The organism is Mucilaginibacter sp. UYNi724 (assembly GCF_054057495.1).
On sequence record NZ_JBSRZI010000001.1, the window covers coordinates 1 to 19,510 of the forward strand.

General features: G+C 42.0%; 24 protein-coding genes and 1 tRNA gene. 16 read left to right on the forward strand and 9 right to left on the reverse strand.

The features are described 5' to 3' along the window. Positions 1 to 359: 359 nt before the first annotated feature. From ACVW0P_RS00005 to ACVW0P_RS00025, 5 genes are all read left to right on the forward strand, one after another. Complete coding sequence (locus ACVW0P_RS00005; RefSeq protein ID WP_354428501.1) at positions 360 to 734, forward strand: hypothetical protein; 375 nt, start codon at positions 360 to 362, stop codon at positions 732 to 734. Positions 735 to 783: 49 nt separating this feature from the next. Beyond that, complete coding sequence (locus ACVW0P_RS00010) at positions 784 to 1,440, forward strand: hypothetical protein (protein WP_457130259.1); 657 nt, start codon at positions 784 to 786, stop codon at positions 1,438 to 1,440. Beyond that, positions 1,407 to 2,210, forward strand: a complete 804-nt coding sequence (locus ACVW0P_RS00015; protein ID WP_457130260.1) for a sensor histidine kinase — start codon at positions 1,407 to 1,409, stop codon at positions 2,208 to 2,210. The genes ACVW0P_RS00010 and ACVW0P_RS00015 overlap by 34 nt, the downstream gene beginning before the upstream one ends. A gap of 2 nt (positions 2,211 to 2,212) precedes the next feature. Beyond that, on the forward strand, positions 2,213 to 2,881 hold the full coding sequence (locus ACVW0P_RS00020) for a response regulator transcription factor (protein WP_457130261.1): 669 nt from the start codon (positions 2,213 to 2,215) through the stop codon (positions 2,879 to 2,881). 240 nt (positions 2,882 to 3,121) lie between these two features. Further along, on the forward strand, positions 3,122 to 3,382 hold the full coding sequence (locus ACVW0P_RS00025; RefSeq protein ID WP_457130262.1) for a hypothetical protein: 261 nt from the start codon (positions 3,122 to 3,124) through the stop codon (positions 3,380 to 3,382). A gap of 48 nt (positions 3,383 to 3,430) precedes the next feature. Here ACVW0P_RS00025 and ACVW0P_RS00030 read toward each other — a convergent pair whose 3' ends face one another. Continuing rightward, on the reverse strand, positions 3,431 to 4,372 hold the full coding sequence (locus tag ACVW0P_RS00030; RefSeq protein WP_457130263.1) for an NADP-dependent oxidoreductase: 942 nt from the start codon (positions 4,370 to 4,372) through the stop codon (positions 3,431 to 3,433). Positions 4,373 to 4,455: 83 nt separating this feature from the next. Between ACVW0P_RS00030 and ACVW0P_RS00035 the strand changes: the two genes are divergently transcribed. From ACVW0P_RS00035 to ACVW0P_RS00050, 4 genes are all read left to right on the forward strand, one after another. Then, positions 4,456 to 4,836: a winged helix-turn-helix transcriptional regulator gene (locus ACVW0P_RS00035; RefSeq protein WP_354428491.1), complete on the forward strand. Its 381-nt coding sequence runs from the start codon at positions 4,456 to 4,458 to the stop codon at positions 4,834 to 4,836. 636 nt (positions 4,837 to 5,472) lie between these two features. Further along, positions 5,473 to 5,546 (forward strand) — tRNA-Ala (locus ACVW0P_RS00040). Between the two features lie 320 nt (positions 5,547 to 5,866). Beyond that, positions 5,867 to 6,052, forward strand: a complete 186-nt coding sequence (locus tag ACVW0P_RS00045; protein ID WP_457130264.1) for a hypothetical protein — start codon at positions 5,867 to 5,869, stop codon at positions 6,050 to 6,052. 191 nt (positions 6,053 to 6,243) lie between these two features. Then, on the forward strand, positions 6,244 to 6,405 hold the full coding sequence (locus tag ACVW0P_RS00050; RefSeq protein ID WP_457130265.1) for a hypothetical protein: 162 nt from the start codon (positions 6,244 to 6,246) through the stop codon (positions 6,403 to 6,405). A gap of 58 nt (positions 6,406 to 6,463) precedes the next feature. Here the strand turns inward: ACVW0P_RS00050 and lpxB are convergent, their stop codons facing one another. The 4 genes from lpxB to ACVW0P_RS00070 are packed head-to-tail and all read right to left on the reverse strand — an operon-like array spanning position 6,464 to position 9,822. After that, positions 6,464 to 7,591: a lipid-A-disaccharide synthase gene (gene lpxB, locus ACVW0P_RS00055; RefSeq protein ID WP_457130266.1), complete on the reverse strand. Its 1,128-nt coding sequence runs from the start codon at positions 7,589 to 7,591 to the stop codon at positions 6,464 to 6,466. Further along, entirely contained in the window at positions 7,592 to 7,855 is a 264-nt protein-coding gene (locus ACVW0P_RS00060; RefSeq protein ID WP_457130267.1) for a hypothetical protein, read from the reverse strand. Continuing rightward, positions 7,848 to 8,624: a 5'/3'-nucleotidase SurE gene (gene surE, locus ACVW0P_RS00065; protein ID WP_354428465.1), complete on the reverse strand. Its 777-nt coding sequence runs from the start codon at positions 8,622 to 8,624 to the stop codon at positions 7,848 to 7,850. The genes ACVW0P_RS00060 and surE overlap by 8 nt, the downstream gene beginning before the upstream one ends. 46 nt (positions 8,625 to 8,670) lie before the next feature. Then, on the reverse strand, positions 8,671 to 9,822 hold the full coding sequence (locus ACVW0P_RS00070; RefSeq protein ID WP_457130268.1) for an acyltransferase family protein: 1,152 nt from the start codon (positions 9,820 to 9,822) through the stop codon (positions 8,671 to 8,673). A gap of 301 nt (positions 9,823 to 10,123) precedes the next feature. On the opposite strand from ACVW0P_RS00070, the gene ACVW0P_RS00075 reads away from it, so the two are divergent. Continuing rightward, positions 10,124 to 10,624, forward strand: coding sequence for a DinB family protein (locus tag ACVW0P_RS00075; RefSeq protein WP_457130269.1), 501 nt, complete (start codon positions 10,124 to 10,126; stop codon positions 10,622 to 10,624). A 121-nt stretch (positions 10,625 to 10,745) separates the two neighbouring features. On the opposite strand, the gene ACVW0P_RS00080 is transcribed toward ACVW0P_RS00075, so the two are convergent. Genes ACVW0P_RS00080 through acs form a run of 3 tightly spaced genes read right to left on the reverse strand, consistent with a single transcriptional unit; the run spans position 10,746 to position 13,269 of the window. Then, complete coding sequence (locus tag ACVW0P_RS00080) at positions 10,746 to 10,931, reverse strand: CsbD family protein (RefSeq protein ID WP_117394098.1); 186 nt, start codon at positions 10,929 to 10,931, stop codon at positions 10,746 to 10,748. Between the two features lie 55 nt (positions 10,932 to 10,986). Beyond that, complete coding sequence (locus ACVW0P_RS00085) at positions 10,987 to 11,364, reverse strand: immunity protein Imm33 domain-containing protein (RefSeq protein ID WP_457130270.1); 378 nt, start codon at positions 11,362 to 11,364, stop codon at positions 10,987 to 10,989. 3 nt (positions 11,365 to 11,367) lie between these two features. Continuing rightward, the gene (gene acs, locus ACVW0P_RS00090; RefSeq protein ID WP_354428455.1) at positions 11,368 to 13,269 is read right to left on the reverse strand and encodes an acetate--CoA ligase; all 1,902 of its coding nucleotides are present in this window, start codon (positions 13,267 to 13,269) and stop codon (positions 11,368 to 11,370) included. A gap of 420 nt (positions 13,270 to 13,689) precedes the next feature. On the opposite strand from acs, the gene rpmB reads away from it, so the two are divergent. The 6 genes from rpmB to bshC all read left to right on the forward strand — a co-directional run bounded on the left by rpmB (position 13,690) and on the right by bshC (position 18,887). Next, the gene (gene rpmB / locus ACVW0P_RS00095) at positions 13,690 to 13,923 is read left to right on the forward strand and encodes a 50S ribosomal protein L28 (protein WP_067063465.1); all 234 of its coding nucleotides are present in this window, start codon (positions 13,690 to 13,692) and stop codon (positions 13,921 to 13,923) included. 76 nt (positions 13,924 to 13,999) lie between these two features. Next, entirely contained in the window at positions 14,000 to 14,182 is a 183-nt protein-coding gene (gene rpmG / locus ACVW0P_RS00100) for a 50S ribosomal protein L33 (RefSeq protein ID WP_067063463.1), read from the forward strand. Positions 14,183 to 14,256: 74 nt separating this feature from the next. Next, the gene (locus ACVW0P_RS00105) at positions 14,257 to 14,418 is read left to right on the forward strand and encodes a DUF4295 domain-containing protein (RefSeq protein WP_354428452.1); all 162 of its coding nucleotides are present in this window, start codon (positions 14,257 to 14,259) and stop codon (positions 14,416 to 14,418) included. A gap of 169 nt (positions 14,419 to 14,587) precedes the next feature. Then, positions 14,588 to 15,550: a signal recognition particle-docking protein FtsY gene (gene ftsY / locus ACVW0P_RS00110; RefSeq protein WP_354428450.1), complete on the forward strand. Its 963-nt coding sequence runs from the start codon at positions 14,588 to 14,590 to the stop codon at positions 15,548 to 15,550. 136 nt (positions 15,551 to 15,686) lie between these two features. Beyond that, positions 15,687 to 17,021, forward strand: coding sequence for a 30S ribosomal protein S12 methylthiotransferase RimO (gene rimO / locus ACVW0P_RS00115; protein WP_457130271.1), 1,335 nt, complete (start codon positions 15,687 to 15,689; stop codon positions 17,019 to 17,021). A gap of 255 nt (positions 17,022 to 17,276) precedes the next feature. Further along, a complete protein-coding gene (gene bshC / locus ACVW0P_RS00120) occupies positions 17,277 to 18,887 on the forward strand; it encodes a bacillithiol biosynthesis cysteine-adding enzyme BshC (RefSeq protein ID WP_457130272.1) in 1,611 nt (536 codons plus the stop codon). Positions 18,888 to 19,002: 115 nt separating this feature from the next. Here bshC and ACVW0P_RS00125 read toward each other — a convergent pair whose 3' ends face one another. Then, entirely contained in the window at positions 19,003 to 19,476 is a 474-nt protein-coding gene (locus ACVW0P_RS00125) for a DUF6702 family protein (protein ID WP_457130273.1), read from the reverse strand. Between the last annotated feature and the right edge of the window lie 34 nt (positions 19,477 to 19,510).

The window sequence follows — 19,510 nt, forward strand, 5'->3', positions numbered from 1 at the left end:
CTATACTTTAAATGCGAGGCTTCACCTTTTACTTTAACTACCTTGTAACTCATTTTGTTGACCATTTATTAGTCAACTTTTTTCAGGACGAGACATTATAAAGAAAGCCCTTCTGTTAACACAGGAGGGCTTTCTTTATTACAACTAAATTTGAAGCGTGGCCGTATAAGTCATCGTTCTGTTTATTTTGTTCATTGATTACGAGTTAATAAGACACTTATTTGAATTTATTAACTTGCCTCGGCTTTGCGCGTGTGGCGTTAGTTTTTAACAAAGGTGAAACACGATCATCAAATACACGCCCTCGCAAATAATCAGAAGCATCATTGTGATTTTTTAACCTTTAACCTTAAAATTATATGCCAACTACCGATCCTGATGGGACCATCCCCGTTGCAACCGCTAAAGAGTGGGCTGCAAACTGGCGCGCTTATCTAACCGCTACCAACCCCGATTTTGAAATCCGTTCGTTTACTATCCCGATTGTGGATTTTCAAAACATTATGCTTTACAACCCTGCTGCCGAAGCAGTAAAGGCATTTATTGGTTTAACAGATGAAACAGACCCCATGAGCGCGCAACTAATGCTGGTGCCAATAACCGAGGGCGAAGAAGTACACACGCTTCCACTTGTTGGCGGCCCGGTTGGCGATTCGCAAAGTAACATTTATGATATGACTACGGCCTGCCCGCCAACCTGCGGCGCCGGAGTTGGCGATACCTTAGACATGTAATTTTATTATTCCAGTTATGTTTATAAGCTTTATTATATATTTAAGGCTTATGAACGTAACTGCTTTTAATATTTACGCCAGCTATATAGTGCCTCCTACTGTGCTGATACCCATTGTATTTGCACTGCTTAATTTTACTCAACTAACAACACCTCTAAAAATAATTGTTTGGTACTTGATATTTTCGGGGCTATTTAACTTGTTGTCTTTGGTATTAATTTCTATGCACCATACCACTACCTGGATGATGCACCTTTATGGGATTATCGAGTTTATAGCACATTCGCTTTTTTACAGCATGTTTTTTAGCAAAGAAAAACGAAAGTTATTTACAGGGTTGATTTTGGGATTTACTATCTTATGTATTGTAAATTACTTTTTTATTCAAAATAAAATTGAGTTTAACACGTACACAAGGCCATTAGGCGCTATTATTATTATTGTATATAGCTTGCTTTTTATACTTAAAAACCAAAACGACGAGGAAAGTTGGGGCGATAACATATACAATTGGATAAATGCAGGTATCTTGTTATACTTTGCAAGCTGCCTGTTCATGTTTATATTCTCTAATTATTTACTTGCAAGCCCGGATATCAGCCGGTTGGTTTGGGCCATACATGACACCGTTTTAATATTTGAATACCTTTTATTTGCCGTAGGATTTTATAAATGCAGAGCACTACAGACAATATCCTCATATTAGTAGCCTTAGGGATGGCAGGGACCTTTTTATTGGTCGTGTCGTTCATACTTTTTTCCATCCGTAACCAAAACCGGCTATTGAAACAGCGGCAGCAATTTCAACAGGCCCAAATTGCGCATCAGAAGGAGTTATTAAAAGCGGTGATAGAATCGCAGGAGGCCGAACGCAAACGAATTGGGCAGGACCTGCATGACGATGTAGGTACAACTATATCCGGTTTGCGGCTACTGATAGAAATGTTTAAACCCAGCGGTGGCAACGATAAAAACCATCAGGATTTTACTCAATCTACCAAAACCATTATTGATAAAATTGTAAAGGATGTGCGCAACATATCGCATAACCTATCGCCTACAACATTAAGATATTACGGGCTTGCGGCGGCTGTTAACGAGCATTGCACCGTTATCAATCAATCTGGCAAGTTAGAGATAGCACTTGGCAACAACGCCGATAAGGTTTTAGAACAATTGCCTATAACAACATCCACAGCTATTTATAGGGTGATGGAGGAGTTGCTGAATAATACCATTAAACACTCGGGTGCAAGTAAGGCCAGTATTGATTTTAATGCCGGTACCGAACAGATAGTTATTGAATATGCCGATAACGGCAAAGGCCTGCCGGCTGATATCGAAACGGCAAAAAAAGGCATGGGCATGCAAAATATAGAAAGCCGTTTACTAAGCATTAACGCTACTTATAAGCTGGAACCATACGCAGGAAAAGGTTTCCAGATTAAAATTGAGTGCCCAATAGTTAACGCGTAACCATGACAGAGATAAGCGTAGCTATAGTAGACGATCAAAATTTGTTTAGGCAAAGCCTGGCATTGCTGGTAAACTCTGTAGAAAATTTTACGTTGGTTGCCGAGTGTTCAAGCGGGCAGGCATTTATTGACACCCTTAATACCTTTAAGATCCAGCCGGATATTGCTATTATAGATATGGATATGCCCGGCATGAACGGTATCGAGCTTAATAAGTACCTGCACATACATCACCCCGCTATAAAAGTTATTATATTAACCGTACACGCTAACGAAACTTTAATAACCCAAATGATAGACGGTGGCGCAGCATCATACCTTGCAAAAAACTGCGATAAGGATGAATTGTTGTTAACTATAAACACTGTACATAAAAATGGGTTTTATTTTAATGCCGATGTTATAAAAGCGTTGCGCAATAGTGCAAACCACCGCTCAAACTCGCAAGAGATATTAAATGGGATGCTCATTACGCTATCTAAACGCGAAGGGCAGGTGCTCAACCTCATTTGTAAAGAATTTAGCAATGCCGAAATTGCCGCCGAGCTGTATTTAAGTGTGCGCACTATTGAAGGCCACCGTATTGCCCTGATTAATAAAGTTAAATGCCGAAATACTGCCGGATTAGTGCTTTTTGCATTAAAACACCGGCTTGTTGATGTTGCTATTTAAAACCACGTATTTCTACGTGATTTTAAAAAAACGTATTTGTACTATCCGCCCTATTTTTTGACTACTCCCAATTAATATATTTCTCAATATATAATATATTTAAACAAATATTTATTTTCGTGAGAAATATTTCTCAGTAAATAACAATCAAATTATACATAACACTTTCAAGCATTTTTTTAAGTAATGTATTGCTTATATTTACGTATAAATTAAAATATTGTTAAAAGTTTTAGGCCGATGGATATAGTTTTTATTAGTAATCAAATCAAATACGATATTTTAAATATTTGTGGTTTACCGGTAGATCACTCTTATAATTTACTAACTAACACCCCTTTAAAATCGATAGGTTATGACAGGGACGAGGAACTATGCAGGCAGCTTGAAGAGAAGTTGCGCATAGTTGCAGAAGAGTATAACACAGGGAGAAGAGTTGCCAAGGGAGATGTATCAAAAAACTTAACCGTGCGCGAATGTATTCAACTTGTCATAGCATAAACACTAACAATACTTAATACCAAACCCAATCACAATTGCTAAGCGTATTTATAACGATACTACAATTTTGCCCCGTGTACGCCCGGTTTCGATAGCAAGATGGGCATCCCCTAATTTATCAAACGGGAACACCTGCGATACTTCTGCCTTTAATTTGCCTGTTGCCAGCCAATCGGCTATTTGCCGCATATCCGCCCCGCTGCTTTCTACCAACTGAAATACCGCATTAACGCCTAAGACTGAGGCCACCTCTTTAATATCATCGCTAATTACACCAGATGGCAGCGAAACCACGGTACTCCCTTTTTTTACAATATTTAATGCCTTTTTAAAAGGTTCGCCACCGGTGGCATCCAACACAAAATCAAGGTTAGTTAAGCCTTGTTCAAATGGTTGCGCGGTATAATCAATAACGGTATCAGCGCCAAGGCTTTTAATAAACGCCGTATTTGTTGCCGAGCCTGTCGCTGTTACGTTCGCACCTATAATTTTCGCTATTTGTACAGCAAAGTGCCCTACCCCTCCTGCGCCGGCCTGTATCAAAATATTATCGCCGGTCCTGACATAGTTACGCAGAATTTGCAAAGCCGTTAGTGCGGCCAATGTTGCGGCAGCAGCTTCTTCATGGCTAATATTCACGGGTTTCTGTACGACGTGTTTTGCCGGGGCGGCCACATATTCAGCATAAGCTTTACCGTGGCCGGGAAAGTTCACCATCCCAAAAACTTCATCACCAACCTTAAAGTCTGTAACATTAGCACCAACAGATTCAACCACACCAGATACATCCCACCCTAATATAATGGGCGAGTGTTTGCTTTTAAAATCGTTATAAAAGCTTTTACCGCTCCGGGTTTTAGCTTCAACAGGATTAATGGAAATAGCTTTGGTTTTAATAACAATCTCGCTTGCAGCGGCAATTGGTTTTTCAATTTCTATTATTTGAAGCTGATCTACAGACCCGGCTTCCTTTAGTTCGTACGCTTTCATTTTATACTATCTTTTTTATAGTTGCAAAACTATTGATAGTATAATACCTTTGCAATAACTATCCAAATGGATAGCATTACATTATGACAATTGATACAGAAACCGAACTCTACAAGATAGACGATAAATTTTACCCCTGTAGCACCAGTATTACCATGGATTACGTTGGCGGTAAGTGGAAGATGGTGATATTGTATTATTTAAAAAATGGTAAAAAGCGTTATAACGAATTACGCAAACTAATGCCCGTGGTTACCGAGCGCACTTTAAGCATCCAGTTAAAGCAATTGGAAGATGATGGGTTGATAAACCGTATTGTATTTACAACCAAGCCCCCTTTAAAGGTCGAATACTCGTTAACTACCTTTGGCGAAACATTAATACCACTTTTGTTAGCCGTAGCCCGATGGGGGAATAATTTGGCCGAAGAACGTGCCGAAGTAGTTAAGATAAAGCTGAAATAACAACGTACCCTATAACTTTAACCTCCGCACCGTTACCAATAACAATACGATATTGGATACTGATGAGCAAAATCTGCAACACTTGCTTTATTTTAAGCTAAGTTTTATATGTAAGTAAAAAACAAAGACAAAAACCGTAAATAAAAACGGCATTAAACAATTTTAGCCGTTTTTATTTGAATAAGTACACCAAATGCTAAAATAACCCTGATTTTAGCTGAATAAAAGCAACAAAAAAGTACTTATTGAAAAATATCCATAATAATCGATTCGATTTTACTCTTTTTTAAACTCAAGGCCGGTAAATGCATAATTATTTAATAAATTAACATTATTTTAAACATTTGTTAACCGAATTGTTGTATTATTGCAAATGCAATAACTTATTTGGCGCATTAGATAAAATGTTACAAAAAAATTACAAAAAAATTCGTTGCATATAAAAACTTAGTGTTACTTTTACACTATTAAAAATAACAAACAAGTCTTCTCATAATTTAGGTTTATAATTGGTTAGTAAAGGCCCCTGCCCATCAGGGGCTTTACTTTTTTAAAAGATTTTGTAAGTCCTAAAATAAAATCACAACAAGCATTTGACGTTTCACAAATTTTACTACTTTTGCCATCCCAACACACGGGGGATTAGCTCAGTTGGCTAGAGCGCTTGCATGGCATGCAAGAGGTCATCGGTTCGACTCCGATATTCTCCACCTTAATTAAAGCTTGACTTAACAGTCAGGCTTTTTTGTTTAAGTACTTTCCCATCGCCCCTAACCGAACACCCCCCTGTTCTAAAACTGACACTTTATACACCATCAAACGGAGTGTTGACTATTCTTTACAACAGCATGTACTGCTTTTGCATACACCCTTTTACTACATACTGTTTATTATTCGTTGTAAAAACGCCCTTTTTAACGCCTTTTTGGTTTAAATCTCAAAATATATTGTGCCTGATGTCATTTTTTTTATCGGGATGAAAAAGTTTGGCATCAGTTTGGAATAGTACTTATCAAACGGAGATGAAATTATGATCGACGAAATAAATGAAAAGCCGGATGAAAAGAAAGAGTGGGAAAACCCCAAAGCTCCCGAAGAAACATCCGACGATAGAGACAAAGAGCAAATAGCAAGGCAATACAAAGAAGCAAAACGCAGACATGATAACCTTAGCGAAAACCAGGACAACGAAGACGACAAACAAACTAAAAACTAAAAACTAAAAAACTTTAAAATATTTTGAACTATGAAAACTTACCAAAAACCAGCTACCAGCAAATTAGTTAACCGTTTCGACAAAGAGTTAATGAATATCTTGATGAGCGATCTTAAAAAATTAAAAACTACAAGCCGCACCGCTGCTTAATAAAAAATTACAACTATTACTTACAACACTATATATCACCTATGAAAGCTCAATACAAACCTGCAACAAGTAAATTAGTTACCCATTTTGATAACGAATTAAAAAACTTATTAATGGAAGACCTTAAGGCTTTCAGAGAGAGAAATCAGTTTATAACAAGCAACAAACAGAAAGCCGCTCAACAACAGTTGGTAGCCGCCTGATCAATCATATAATCTACAACATCTATTTAAAACACCCCTTTGAGACAAGAAAGCCCGGCTATTTTAGCAGGGCTTTCTTGTTTTGAGCATATTTTACAATCAGTTTAGCTGTTTTGGCTGAGGCGCCGGGCGTGCCCATTCGCTCATCAAGTTCATCATAATCGGCCAGCATTTGTTGGCGATGGTGGGCGTTATGTAGCAGATTGTTTAATTCCTCTGTTATATTTATTGAAGTACAATCGGCCTGTATTAGTTCAGTAACCACTTGCTTGTCCATTATAAGATTTACCAGGGATATAAATTTTATCTTAATCAGCATGCGGGCTATACCAATAGTTAGCGCGTTGCCCTTGTAGACCACTACCTGCGGCACATTAAATAATGCGGTCTCTAACGTTGCTGTGCCCGATGCCACAACCGCGGCTTCGGCATTAGCGAGGATATCATAGGTGGCATTAAATATCACGGGGATATTTTTATCGCCCAGGTATTGGCTATAGTATTCTTTATTGAATGATGGTGCACCTGCCACAACAAATTGATGATGCGGAAATTTCTCCATAGCCCCAAGTATCTCGGGTAGTAAACGGCTTATTTCCTGCTTACGGCTGCCGGGTAGCAGCGCGACTATCTTTTTACCGGATAGGTTATTATCTGCAAGGAAATTGGCATTAGGGTGAAACGCGTCTACCGCATCCAGCAGCGGGTTGCCCACGTAGTCAATCTCCATCCCCCAGCTTTTGTAAAACTCTACCTCGAACGGCAGGATGCAGAACAGATGATCTACCACGCGTTTAATTTTCAGTACACGCTTTTGGTTCCAGGCCCACACTTTTGGCGAGATGTAATAATATACTTCTATACCCTGCGCTTTGGCAAACTCGGCTATCTTTAAATTAAACCCCGGGAAATCTATCAGTACTAAAACATCAGGCTGGTAAGCCATAATATCCCGCTTACATTTTTTCAGGTTTTTCAGGATAGTATTAAGATTGATAACCACCTCCACAAAACCCATAAAGGCCATATCGGCGTAATGTTTCACCAGCGTGCCACCTTCGGCCTGCATTAGGTCGCCGCCAAAAAAACGAAAATCAGTCTGTCCATCCAGCTCTTTCAAAGCCTTCATCAAGTTTGCCCCGTGCATATCGCCCGAGGCCTCGCCGGCTACCAGGTAGTACTTCATCTATCCATGCATCTTAAATACAAACACCAATAGCGTGCACGCAAATGTGGCTATCATTATCCCGTAGGCTATTTTATCCAGATGTGCCCTTGCTGCAAAACGCAACGCTACCAAATTCAGTAAAACAGCTATCAGGTATGGCGCGGCAGGTTTATCCATAATAATGGCATCGTTCTTCAACAACACCGCGAAGATTAGCCAGGCAAGTACGGGGGCAACGCATCCATATAAAAAGCCTATATAAATATTATTCTTTTTAAACATTAAACGTCCAGGTATTTAAAATGGGTATAGCGTGATGGGCAGTCATATCAAATTGTACGGGCACAACAGATGCATAATTGTGCTCCAGCGCCCAAACGTCGGTATCTTCGCCGTGGTCGTTATTTTGAAACACGCCGGTAAGCCAGTAATAAGGGCGTTTATACGGATCCATACGCATATCAAATTCTTCGGCCCATTTGGCGTTGGCCTGGCGACAGATCTTGATACCTTTAACTTTATCCCCAGCCGGGAAATTCACATTAAGCACCGTACCAACAGGCAACCCATTCGTTAAAACTTGCTGCGCTATCTCTTTTACGTATTTCTGACAAGGTTCAAAATCGGCCTCCATTGTATAATCATCCAACGAAAACCCTATAGAAGGGATGCTTTCTATCGCACCCTCAACAGCTGCCGACATGGTGCCCGAGTACAGCACATTGATGGAGTTATTTAACCCGTGATTGATACCCGACACACAAAGATCAGGCTTTACGCCGTTAAACACTTTGGTTACTGCCAGCTTCACGCAATCTACCGGGGTACCACTGCAACGGTACATTTCTATGCCTTCGTAAATATCAACCTCATCTAAACGGAGCGGTTTACCTATAGTTATAGCATGCCCCATACCCGACTGCGGACTATCCGGCGCTACTACCACTACCCTGCCCAATGTTTTCATGGTATGCATCAGGGCTTTGATGCCCGGCGCGGTTATACCATCATCATTTACTACCAGTATAGTGGGTTGTTTAGATTTTGCCATGCGGCAAAAATAACTATAATTGAATTAAGCTTTGAGCACCGATGTATTAAATTATATTATTTACGCCCGGTATTTTAACCAGCACCAGCCCCAATAAAAAGCTGCCTGCCACCGCCAATGGCGCCACTATAAGCAATTTAATAGCTGGTTCTATTGCCCAGCCGCTCACGGCTACCGTTAATGAAATTACCAACAGCGGGTGAAATATATAAACCGCGAATGTGCTGCGCGATAATGTTGCCAGGAAAGTAGAGGGGCTATTCCATTTGTGCTTGCCGATGCATAGCAACGCTGTGATAATGGCGAAGCCAACCAACTGCTCCCATATGGCATACCAAGCCTGCTGCCAGTGCGCGCCGCTGCTAAACCACTCTACCGGGAAGTTTAGGGTTTTGCGTGCGATGAAGAACAATACAAATCCTATCAGCACAACGCAAATGGCAATGTTGCGCATTTGTTTGCCGGTTTTAAGTTCAACAATGGTAAGCCATTTATTTTTAGCGGCTATCAACCCTAAAATAAACAGGGAGATATATTGTGGAAAATGCCCTAACTGGAAACCGAGTGGCTTCAGCACCCACCCCACCGGGTAAACAATACGTACGGCGTAGCTTAACGAGCCTATGCACATCGCAAAAACAATTATTCTCGTCACCGAAGGCAAAGCAACGGGCTTTTCTACCCTGCCTGCTATAACACGGTACAAAACATATAAAAGGGTAAACAACAGCAGGGCGGCCACAAACCATAACACACCGAAGTTTATCCAACCATCAAACCCGCTTAAGTATTGCAGGTAGGTAATATTGTGCCCCTGGGCCCATTTGTAGGATATAAAACTTAAAAACGGCGACAATACCCATGAGTAAAATAGTAAAGGCACGCCAAGCCTGACAAGCCTATCGGTAACAAATTTTACCGGGCCCTTTTTATCGTACGATGCCGGTACGAACAGCGCCGACAGGAAAAAGAAGAACCCCATAAAAAACGCCTGGTTAACAGCCACAAAAATTGTCATGGGTAGTATGGCCGCTGCAAGCGTTGTTTTTTGCGTGTAATACCAGCCACCCGGCGCGCCGTAAGCAATAAACGTATGGTGCAGAATAACCAGCATGGTAAGCACCACTTTAAGGTGATCGATGTAGTTTATTTTTGCTTTGGGTTGGATGAGTGCGGGTTGTGAATCAGTTGCGGGCATTGTGATTTGGGGTATGCTATAAAAGTAGGGTAATTTTTATTTGTTAAGCAATACTTTTTTGTCGCAGCGGGGGCCCTTTCCCTTTGTCATGCTGAACGCAGTGAAGCATCTATTCGCCGACATGCATATTCGATTTGCTAATTCGCTATTAGATCCTTCGCTCGCGCTCAGGATGACAGGGAGGAAAATAAACTCTGCAATATTTTTGGCACAATCGCCCCCTTAGATTGTCATTATCCCACCCCTAAATAGTGATGTTATGCCTATAGCTTTGTATTGTACAATTAAACTTATAAATGCTATGAAAAACGAAATTTCAAACCGTTTCGATAAAACGACAGACGAGTTAATTGATCTACTTACCCCGCTTACTCCGGAGCAACTCAATACCGTTCCTTTTGAAAACAGCTGGACAGCCGGCCAGGTAGGCGACCATCTTATCAAATCGTATGATGCAGCTGGTGTGCTAAATGGCCATACAAAGGCAGCAGACCGTGCCCCTGATGAAAAATCCGCAGAGGTAAGCAAACTGTTTTTAGATTTCACCATAAAAATGGAATCACCGAAAGAGATCCTCCCGACAAATGATACCATAAACAAAGGTGACCTGCTTACCTCGTTAAAAACCCAGATAGCGCCTTTACGGGAGGTGATTGTTAATAAAGACCTTACAGAGATCTGCCTGGATTATGCCATACCCGGCTTTGGTGAATTTACCCGTATGGAATGGATCGGTTTTTTCACGGTTCATACACAAAGGCATATCCATCAGCTAAAAAATATCATTTCAAAGGTTGATTGAACACAGTGTTGCCTGTTCGCTTTTTAGTTCTCCCTCGGGAGGGGTGCGAAAGGATGTGGGTTGGCACGGAGGAAATTGCCTGTATAAAGGAAAAGCCTCAATTAAATTGAGGCTTTTCCTTTTATAAACTTTTCAGCCAGTCTATAAGGCCTTCGCGGGTTTTGCCTGTTTTTTGCTGCAAGCGGCCAAGCGTTTCATCGTCCTTACCTTCTTCCCAGGCCAGGTCGTCGTCGGTCAAATCGCCGTAGGCTTGTTTTATTTTCCCCTTCAGCTCGTTCCAGCCACCCTTTAATTCTAACTTATCCATGATTTGTTTCTCCTTATTTAGATGTATAGAAAGAACGAATAGGATGGAATTTAGTTTAAGTTATTACACTTAAAAGTTCTTTATCATAACACACATCTTCATACCCTTTATTATCAAATAAGAATCGCCAGCCTGGTGCTAAACCTAAATAATTTACAGCCTGGGGACAAACTTCAAGAAGATGGTCTATATGAACCGGTTTAAAAAAGTCACTTTTTGAAGAATATTCTCCAGCCCATATATACCATGTACATGTATCATGTGTTCGCCCCGAATGCCTTAACCCATTGACTGGCATTCCCAACTCTGTAAAAGTTTCCAGGGCAACTCCAATAATACCATTTAACGGAGTTGGAATATACTTCGCATTATATTTTTGGCATAATGCTTCCTGTTTCTCAAGCAAATGATTTTCTATATCTGCCGGTTCCATCTCTTACAAAGCCCCTGCCTTTATCTCTTCAACAATAGCAGGGTCAAGCAGGGTGCTGGTATCGCCTAAGTTAGCAGTATCGCCTTCGGCTATCTTTCTTAAAATGCGGCGCATAATTTTGCCGGATCGTGTTTTTGGCAGGCCGGTCACAAACTGGATCTTATCCGGCCTGGCGATGGCACCAATAATGCGCGATACCGTCATCATGATATCCTTGCGGGTTAAGTCGTCATCGCCGTGCTTGTTGGGGCTTACCACAAAGGCGTAAACACCCTGGCCTTTAATATCGTGCGGGTAGCCTACTACCGCGCTTTCTACCACGCTGCTGTGCATGTTAATGGCATTCTCTACCTCGGCAGTACCAATACGGTGCCCGGATACATTCAGCACGTCATCTACACGGCCGGTAATGCGGTAGTAACCGTCCTCATCGCGTAAGCAACCATCTCCCGTAAAATACAGGTTGGGGTAAGTGGCAAAGTAAGTAGTGCGGCAACGTTCGTGGTCGCCATAAGTAGTGCGCAACATACCCGGCCAAGGGAACTTGATACAAAGGTTACCGCTTACGCCGTTACCCTCTATCTCTTTACCCGTTTCATCAACCAATACAGGTTGCACGCCCGGCAATGGCAAAGTTGCGTAGCCCGGCTTTAATGGCGTAACATTGGCAATCGGCGAGATCATGAAGCCACCTGTTTCGGTCTGCCACCAGGTATCCACAATAGGGCATTTACCTTTGCCTATCTTCTCGTCGAACCAGTGCCAGGCCTCCTCGTTAAGCGGTTCGCCTACCGAGCCCAGTTTTGTTAGCGAGCTAAAATCTTTTCCCTTCACCACATCATCGCCAAAACTCATTAGCGAGCGGATAGCGGTTGGGGCGGTATATAATATATTGACTTTGAATTTCTCTACAATATCCCAAAGCCTGCCTGCATCCGGCCAGGTTGGGATCCCCTCGAACATTACCGAAGTAGCGCCCTGTGTAAGCGGCCCGTAAGCGATATACGAGTGCCCGGTGATCCAGCCTATATCTGCCGTACAAAAATATACCTCGCCCGGCTGGTACTGGAAAGCGTTGCTGAACGTATAGCCTGTATAAACCATGTAACCACCACACGTATGCACCACACCTTTTGGCTTACCTGTAGAGCCGGATGTGTACAGGATGAACAGCATATCCTCGGCATCCATTTCTTCGGCAGGGCACTCACTGTTACCTTGAGTCTCTACTTTTTTAACTTCATCTTCCCACCATACATCACGGCCTTTTATCATAGATACCGGTGTACGGCTGCGGGTAAGTACAATTACCCTTTTAATAGTCGGGCATTGTACCAGCGCGTCATCGATAATAGATTTCAACGGCACTTCTTTAGTTCCGCGGAAACTACCATCTGCAGTTATCACGATGTTACATTCGGCATCCTTGATCCTATCGGCAATAGATTGTGCCGAAAACCCGCCAAACACAACTGAGTGGATAGCGCCGATACGGGCACAGGCCAAAACAGCAATGGCCAGCTCGGGCACCATGGGCATGTATATACAGATCCGGTCGCCTTTTTTGGCGCCATTATTTTTGAGCACGTTCGAGAACTGGCACACCTTATCATGCAGCTGCCTATAGGTTAAAATACGATGATCTTCTGTAGGGTCATTTGGTTCCCAGATAATAGCAGGAGTATCGCCGTTCTTTTCCAGGTGGCGGTCAAGGCAGTTTTCGGTAATATTTAGCTTGGCGCCTTTAAACCATTCAATTTTTGGTTCGGTAAAATTCCAGTCTAAAACCTTGTCCCACTTCTTTTTCCATAAAAAATTGTTGGCGATATCTTCCCAAAATTGCTCGGGTTGGTCCACACTTTTTTGGTAGACCTGCTGGTATTCTTCAAATGACTTAACTTGCATGGTAGTATATAATGGTGGCGTAAATTAGCAATTTTTAAACTATATAGTCGCTTGACTCTTAAATCTTTTTAAAATAATTTAAGAAGATTATCAAATCACAAAAAATCAAATTGCTAAAAGGTTTTACTTAGTTAAATTTAAACATTAAATTTAATTATTGGTTTGTAAATCGATTAACAACAATAAGGATTTGGTTCTATATAATCAATAACTTTAGGCTACCTGTAGTTTAATATATATTATTTTTTAGGTAAAACAGATTGAGCAATCGTTTGCGCCATTTTATAGGTAAACAACGCTTATTACCAGCGTTTAAATATTTTTTGAAATATTTTAAAAACTCCATTGTTTATTTCAGTAAAAAAGCTGATATTTGCAAACTCTTTTTAGGAAAAGAACGAGAATTAAAAAATATTTGTCATGTCAAGAATTTGTGATTTAACAGGAAAAGGCTACATGAATGGCTTTAACGTTTCTAACTCGAACGTTAAAACTAAACGCAAGTTTTATCCAAACTTAAAACTTAAAAGGTTTTATATCCCTGAAGAAGATAAATGGATCACTCTAAAAGTATCTACTTCGGCACTTAAAACTATCACCAAAAATGGTATTACTGCTTGTATCAACAAGTTTGTAAAAAAAGGCTCTATTTAATATTAATAGATTGTTGGGGCTACGGTAAAGATGTGATATCTTAACGATTGGCAGGCAACTCAAAACATAACAGAAAATGGCTAAGAAAGGCAACAGGGTTCAGGTAATTTTAGAATGCACAGAGCATAAAACCAGCGGCATGCCGGGTATGTCTCGCTACATTACCACCAAAAACAAAAAAAATACAACTGAAAGACTGGAAATGAAAAAATTCAACCCGGTTTTAAGGAAAGTAACTGTACATAAAGAGATTAAATAATTTAAGCTGTTTGCTGTAGATGCGCGTTTGTATAAACGCGGCATTGTAAGCACAACTTATTAAAACATAAAAACATGGCTAAGAAAGTAGTTGCAACCCTAAAAGTACAGGGTAAAGGAAAAGAGTTTTCAAAAGTGATCACGATGAACAAATCGCCTCGTACAGGTGCTTATTCATTCAAAGAGCAGATCGTTCCAAACGATAACATTAAAGATGCTATTGCTGGTAAACAGTAATCACTTTTAGTAAAAATATAAAAGCCGTCTTGTTTTAACGAGAGGGCTTTTTTTGTTATGGATGTATGTTTGACAGAATGTTGCAGGGATATGTTTATCCGGCAGCAAACATCCCGCTTCTAATTGTTAATTTGCATATCTGCACATTTAAAATCTGCACATCTTACTTATGGGATTATTTGATTTTTTCAAGAAAAAGGAAACCACGCAGCAGGAACAGCAGGCGCTTGATACCGGCCTGGAAAAAACCAAGGACAATTTCTTTTCCAAGATTACCAAAGTAATTGCCGGTAAAAGTACGGTTGATGATGACGTGCTGGATGACCTGGAAGAAGTGCTGGTAACATCTGACGTGGGCGTGAGCACTACCCTGAAGATCATCGAGCGCATCCAGGCGCGTGTAGCTAAAGACAAATACGTAAGCACCTCCGAACTTAACAACTTGTTAAAAGACGAGATCCAGAACCTGCTTGCCGAAAACAACAGTAACGACTTCCGCACTTTTGAGTACGGCACACAAAAGCCTTATGTAATAATGGTGGTTGGTGTTAACGGTGTGGGTAAAACCACTACTATTGGCAAACTGGCCCACAAGCTAAAGCAAGCAGGTAACCAGGTAGTTTTAGGCGCCGCGGATACCTTCCGCGCAGCAGCGGTTGACCAGATAAAACTTTGGGGCGAACGTGTCGATGTAAAGGTTGTGGCACAAGCCATGGGCAGCGACCCTGCTTCGGTAGCGTACGATACCCTGCGGTCTGCCGTTGCCAATGGCGACGACGTGGCAATTATTGACACCGCGGGCCGTTTACATAATAAGGTAGGTTTGATGAACGAGCTTACTAAGATTAAAAATGTGATGCAAAAGGTGATCCCCGGCGCACCACACGAGATTTTGCTGGTACTGGATGCATCAACCGGGCAAAACGCCATTGAGCAATGCAAACAGTTCACCGAGGCTACCGCAGTTAATGCCCTTGCCTTAACCAAACTTGACGGCACTGCTAAAGGCGGCGTAGTGATAGGGATCTCGGACCAGTTTAAGATCCCGGTAAAATATATAGGTGTAGGCGAAGGCGTTGAGCATTTGCAGCTGTTTGACAGGCAAGCGTTTGTAGACAGCTTATTTAAGTAAGAAATACATGAGCGCGTAAGCACTAATAAATAAAAGCGTCATTGCGAGATACGAAGCAATCTCTACATAAACAGATCCGCCCTGTATAGCAAAGAGATTGCTTCGTACCTCGTAAAGACGGCGTGGAAAAAACATAATGAGAACAAAAGAAATTACAAAGCCGATACTAACAAAGAAGCCCCGTGTAAACGTGGTTACTTTGGGCTGTTCAAAAAACATATACGATAGTGAAGTACTGATGGGCCAGCTTAAGGGCAGCGCCTATGATGTGGTTCACGAATCTGATAAAATGCGCAGTGATGATATTATCGTGATCAATACCTGTGGTTTTATTGATAACGCCAAGCAGGAATCTATCGATACCATCCTGCAATATAGCGAGCTTAAAGAGCAGGGTAAGGTTGGTAAGGTGATCGTAACCGGTTGTTTAAGCGAACGCTACAAGCCCGAATTAGAAGCCGAAATAACCAACGTTGATGCCTATTTTGGCACCAACGACCTTCAAAACATACTACACAGCATCGGGGCGGACTACAAACATGAACTAATAGGTGAGCGTTTGCTGACCACTCCTTCGCACTTTGCCTATTTTAAAATTGCCGAGGGCTGTAACCGCCCCTGCTCTTTTTGCGCCATCCCGCTGATGCGCGGTAAACACGTGAGTACGCCTATTGACCAGTTAGTTAAAAATGCCGAAAGCCTGGTTAAGAACGGCACTAAGGAAATCATCCTTATCGCGCAGGACCTTACCTATTACGGCCTCGACCTTTACGGCAAACGTAACCTTGATGAACTTTTACGCCGCCTTAGTGATGTAAACGGTGTGGAATGGATTAGAATGCAATATGCCTACCCTTCCGGTTTCCCGATGGAGGTTTTGGATGTGATGAACGAGCGTGATAATATTTGTAAGTACCTGGATATGCCGTTGCAACACATTACAGATAACATGCTAAAATCGATGCGCCGCGGGCTGACCAAGCAAAAGACCATCGATGTAGTGAACGAGATTCGCGACCGCGTGCCAAACATCGCCATGCGTACCACTCTGATAACAGGTTACCCCGGCGAAACCCAGCACGACTTTGAAGAAATGGCACAATGGGTAGCCGATACCAAGTTTGACCGCCTGGGCTGTTTCACCTACTCGCACGAGGAAAAAACACATGCCCATAGCTTAGTGGATGATGTACCCGAAGAAGTAAAGCAAGAACGCGCTGATGCCATCATGGAAATCCAGCAAGGCATCTCGTTCGATAAAAACCAGGAGAAGATTGGTAACACCTACAAGGTGCTTATCGATAAAAAAGACGGTGGTTACTTTGTCGGCCGTACCGAATTTGATTCGCCCGAGGTGGATAACGAAGTTTTGATAGACGCTTCTATCGACTACGCAGCAGTAGGTACATTTGTTAACGTTAAAATTGACAACGCCGAGGACTTTGACCTTTATGGACAAATTGTAAAATAAAACCAATTTTACAGACCGCGTGTTGCTATTAAGATATTAAAATCTAATTTCGACGTTGATTAGGTTCAGGTTATTAAGAGCACTTTGCAATTAACTCACCCCAACTACGCTACGCTGGTTGACCCTCTCTGCTTCGCAAAGAGGGTGAGAAAATAAAGAGCCCTCTTTCCGCGCAGCGAAGAGAGGGTGGTCGAGCGAAGCAATGATCGGGTGAGTAACTATGCACCAAGCCTCTAATCCGAAATTCAAACAACAATGGACGCAGCCTGTATTGACTATAAAGACACCGGGTATTTTTCCCAAACGGTTATTGATTACCTGGAGAACGTTCCGGAGTTAAGGTCATTTTACGGCGAGCGCCCCACCCTTGAAGGTTTCGCGGAGCTTTTCAATCATAAAAAGGTAATTGCCAACCGCGACCTGTTAGCGCAGGTTTTACTTGAACAATACTTTGGCAATTCTCAAAAAGGCGAACCGGAATTAGAATCTGCGGACTTCATCCGCAAACGCATAGAATTACTTAAGGAAAACAACACCTACACCGTTACTACCGGCCACCAGCTTAATATATTTACCGGTCCGCTTTATTTTATTTACAAAATAGTTACCGCCATAAAATTATGCCGACAACTGAAAGAAGCTCATCCCGATAAAAACTTTGTCCCGGTTTACTGGATGGCATCAGAAGATCATGATTTTGCCGAAATAAACTACACCAACATAGGTGGTAAAAAAGTGCACTGGTGGTACGAGGCTTCGGGTGCTACGGGGCGTATCAACCCGGACACCATGCGCCAGGCGCTTAACCAGTACAAAGGTGTGCTGGGAATAGATGGACACTCATCAGAACTTGGTGAAATGGTAGAAACCGCCTACACCAAATTCGACCACCTTGCCGACGCTACCCGCTACCTGGTTAACGCCCTTTTTGGCCGTTATGGTTTGGTTATTATCGATGCCGACGATCATCGCTTGAAAGAGTCCTTCGCTCCCATCATCGAGCAGGATATCATCCAGCAAAACAGCTTTAAAAATATCACCGCCGTTAACGAGCAATTACAAAAGCTTGGCGTTCATATCCAGGTAAACCCGCGAGAGATCAACTTCTTTTACCTGAAGGATAACCTGCGCGAACGCCTTGTTTTTGAAAACGACCGCTACAGTGTAATGAATACCGATATCAGCTTTACCGAGGCTGAATTAAAACAAGAAATTAAAACCGCGCCCGAAAGGTTCAGCCCTAACGTAGTGATGCGCCCGCTATATCAGGAATGCATTCTACCCAACATTGCTTATGTAGGTGGTGGTGCCGAGCTGGTTTACTGGCTGGAGCTTAAATCAAACTTCGACCAATATAAAGTTGATTTCCCGATACTGATCTTGCGTAACTCGGGGCTGGTTATCCGCAAAGAAACAGCCGCCAAGATAAAAAGCATGGAGCTTGCCCCCGCCGAGATCTTTAAAAGTGCCGACGAGATCAAAAACGGCTGGGTTAAAAAACACAGCAACCACGACCTTACCCTCGCCGAAGAATGGCGCGAACTGAAACGTGTTTTCGAAAAGATAAAACTCCGATCTCATAAAATAGACCCAACCCTCGAGCCATCGGCCGGGGCTGTACAGGCACGATTAAAGCACGCTATAGATAACCTGCAAAAGAAAATGGTAAAGGCCGAAAAACGCAATTACCACACCCGCCTGGAGCAGATAGAATCTATTAAAGCCGATATCTTCCCAAACAATAGCCTGCAGGAACGCTCAGAAAATTTTGGCCTTAGCTATGTAAAATGGGGCCAACTATTTATAGACGAACTTATCCGCAATTTTGAACCGCTCGACTTTAAGTTTACGGTACTAACGGAGTAACGCACAAGTCATCCTGAACTTGTTTCAGGATCTCACAGGACAAGTAGGCGACTTTGCTCATGGGATGCCTAAACAAGTTCGGCATGACAGTTCAATTTGTTGACTTAATCCTCTCCTAAAAACTAAAACTCGTATCCGCATCGGGCGCATCAAGCTTCGTGCTTTTGCGGTTGCCGCCGATGGTTACGTGCAGCATGTTGATCTGCTCGGGGTGCAGGGTGTTAAGCAGGTCGTCGTGGATGTCTATTTTTTTCACGGATGGTATGCCCTTTATTTCAAAGTAGGCCCAGGCGCCATCTTCCTGGATCTCGTAACCCATATAACTCAGGTTTAAAACTTTCCCTTCCGCGCGGATGCTGAGGTGCTTTTTAACGTACTCGTTAATGAAACGGTTAAGCTGGGCTTTATCTTTAGGCTTTACAATATCAAGCGCTACTTTATTATCTTTCTCCAGGGCATGCTCCAGGTCGTCATAAAACATGCGGCAGCTTACCTCAACGGCTTGTGTTTTGGGGTTGTGTTTTATTTCGGTAACGCTTACATAAAAGGGATGAAATAACCCGAACCAAAGAATGAATAAAGCCTGCATATTGCCTGTAAAATATATCTTTACGCAAAAAACG

Excerpts from the sequence above, each read along its gene's own strand:
- ACVW0P_RS00005 (WP_354428501.1), top strand. The coding sequence starts at position 360 with ATGCCAACTACCGATCCTGATGGGACCATCCCCGTTGCAACCGCTAAA.
- ACVW0P_RS00010 (WP_457130259.1), top strand. The coding sequence starts at position 784 with ATGAACGTAACTGCTTTTAATATTTACGCCAGCTATATAGTGCCTCCT.
- ACVW0P_RS00015 (WP_457130260.1), top strand. The coding sequence starts at position 1,407 with ATGCAGAGCACTACAGACAATATCCTCATATTAGTAGCCTTAGGGATG.
- ACVW0P_RS00020 (WP_457130261.1), top strand. The coding sequence starts at position 2,213 with ATGACAGAGATAAGCGTAGCTATAGTAGACGATCAAAATTTGTTTAGG.
- ACVW0P_RS00025 (WP_457130262.1), top strand. The coding sequence starts at position 3,122 with ATGGATATAGTTTTTATTAGTAATCAAATCAAATACGATATTTTAAAT.
- ACVW0P_RS00030 (WP_457130263.1), bottom strand. The coding sequence starts at position 4,372 with ATGAAAGCGTACGAACTAAAGGAAGCCGGGTCTGTAGATCAGCTTCAA.
- ACVW0P_RS00035 (WP_354428491.1), top strand. The coding sequence starts at position 4,456 with ATGACAATTGATACAGAAACCGAACTCTACAAGATAGACGATAAATTT.
- ACVW0P_RS00045 (WP_457130264.1), top strand. The coding sequence starts at position 5,867 with ATGATCGACGAAATAAATGAAAAGCCGGATGAAAAGAAAGAGTGGGAA.
- ACVW0P_RS00050 (WP_457130265.1), top strand. The coding sequence starts at position 6,244 with ATGAAAGCTCAATACAAACCTGCAACAAGTAAATTAGTTACCCATTTT.
- lpxB (WP_457130266.1), bottom strand. The coding sequence starts at position 7,591 with ATGAAGTACTACCTGGTAGCCGGCGAGGCCTCGGGCGATATGCACGGG.
- ACVW0P_RS00060 (WP_457130267.1), bottom strand. The coding sequence starts at position 7,855 with ATGTTTAAAAAGAATAATATTTATATAGGCTTTTTATATGGATGCGTT.
- surE (WP_354428465.1), bottom strand. The coding sequence starts at position 8,624 with ATGGCAAAATCTAAACAACCCACTATACTGGTAGTAAATGATGATGGT.
- ACVW0P_RS00070 (WP_457130268.1), bottom strand. The coding sequence starts at position 9,822 with ATGCCCGCAACTGATTCACAACCCGCACTCATCCAACCCAAAGCAAAA.
- ACVW0P_RS00075 (WP_457130269.1), top strand. The coding sequence starts at position 10,124 with ATGAAAAACGAAATTTCAAACCGTTTCGATAAAACGACAGACGAGTTA.
- ACVW0P_RS00080 (WP_117394098.1), bottom strand. The coding sequence starts at position 10,931 with ATGGATAAGTTAGAATTAAAGGGTGGCTGGAACGAGCTGAAGGGGAAA.
- ACVW0P_RS00085 (WP_457130270.1), bottom strand. The coding sequence starts at position 11,364 with ATGGAACCGGCAGATATAGAAAATCATTTGCTTGAGAAACAGGAAGCA.
- acs (WP_354428455.1), bottom strand. The coding sequence starts at position 13,269 with ATGCAAGTTAAGTCATTTGAAGAATACCAGCAGGTCTACCAAAAAAGT.
- rpmB (WP_067063465.1), top strand. The coding sequence starts at position 13,690 with ATGTCAAGAATTTGTGATTTAACAGGAAAAGGCTACATGAATGGCTTT.
- rpmG (WP_067063463.1), top strand. The coding sequence starts at position 14,000 with ATGGCTAAGAAAGGCAACAGGGTTCAGGTAATTTTAGAATGCACAGAG.
- ACVW0P_RS00105 (WP_354428452.1), top strand. The coding sequence starts at position 14,257 with ATGGCTAAGAAAGTAGTTGCAACCCTAAAAGTACAGGGTAAAGGAAAA.
- ftsY (WP_354428450.1), top strand. The coding sequence starts at position 14,588 with ATGGGATTATTTGATTTTTTCAAGAAAAAGGAAACCACGCAGCAGGAA.
- rimO (WP_457130271.1), top strand. The coding sequence starts at position 15,687 with ATGAGAACAAAAGAAATTACAAAGCCGATACTAACAAAGAAGCCCCGT.
- bshC (WP_457130272.1), top strand. The coding sequence starts at position 17,277 with ATGGACGCAGCCTGTATTGACTATAAAGACACCGGGTATTTTTCCCAA.
- ACVW0P_RS00125 (WP_457130273.1), bottom strand. The coding sequence starts at position 19,476 with ATGCAGGCTTTATTCATTCTTTGGTTCGGGTTATTTCATCCCTTTTAT.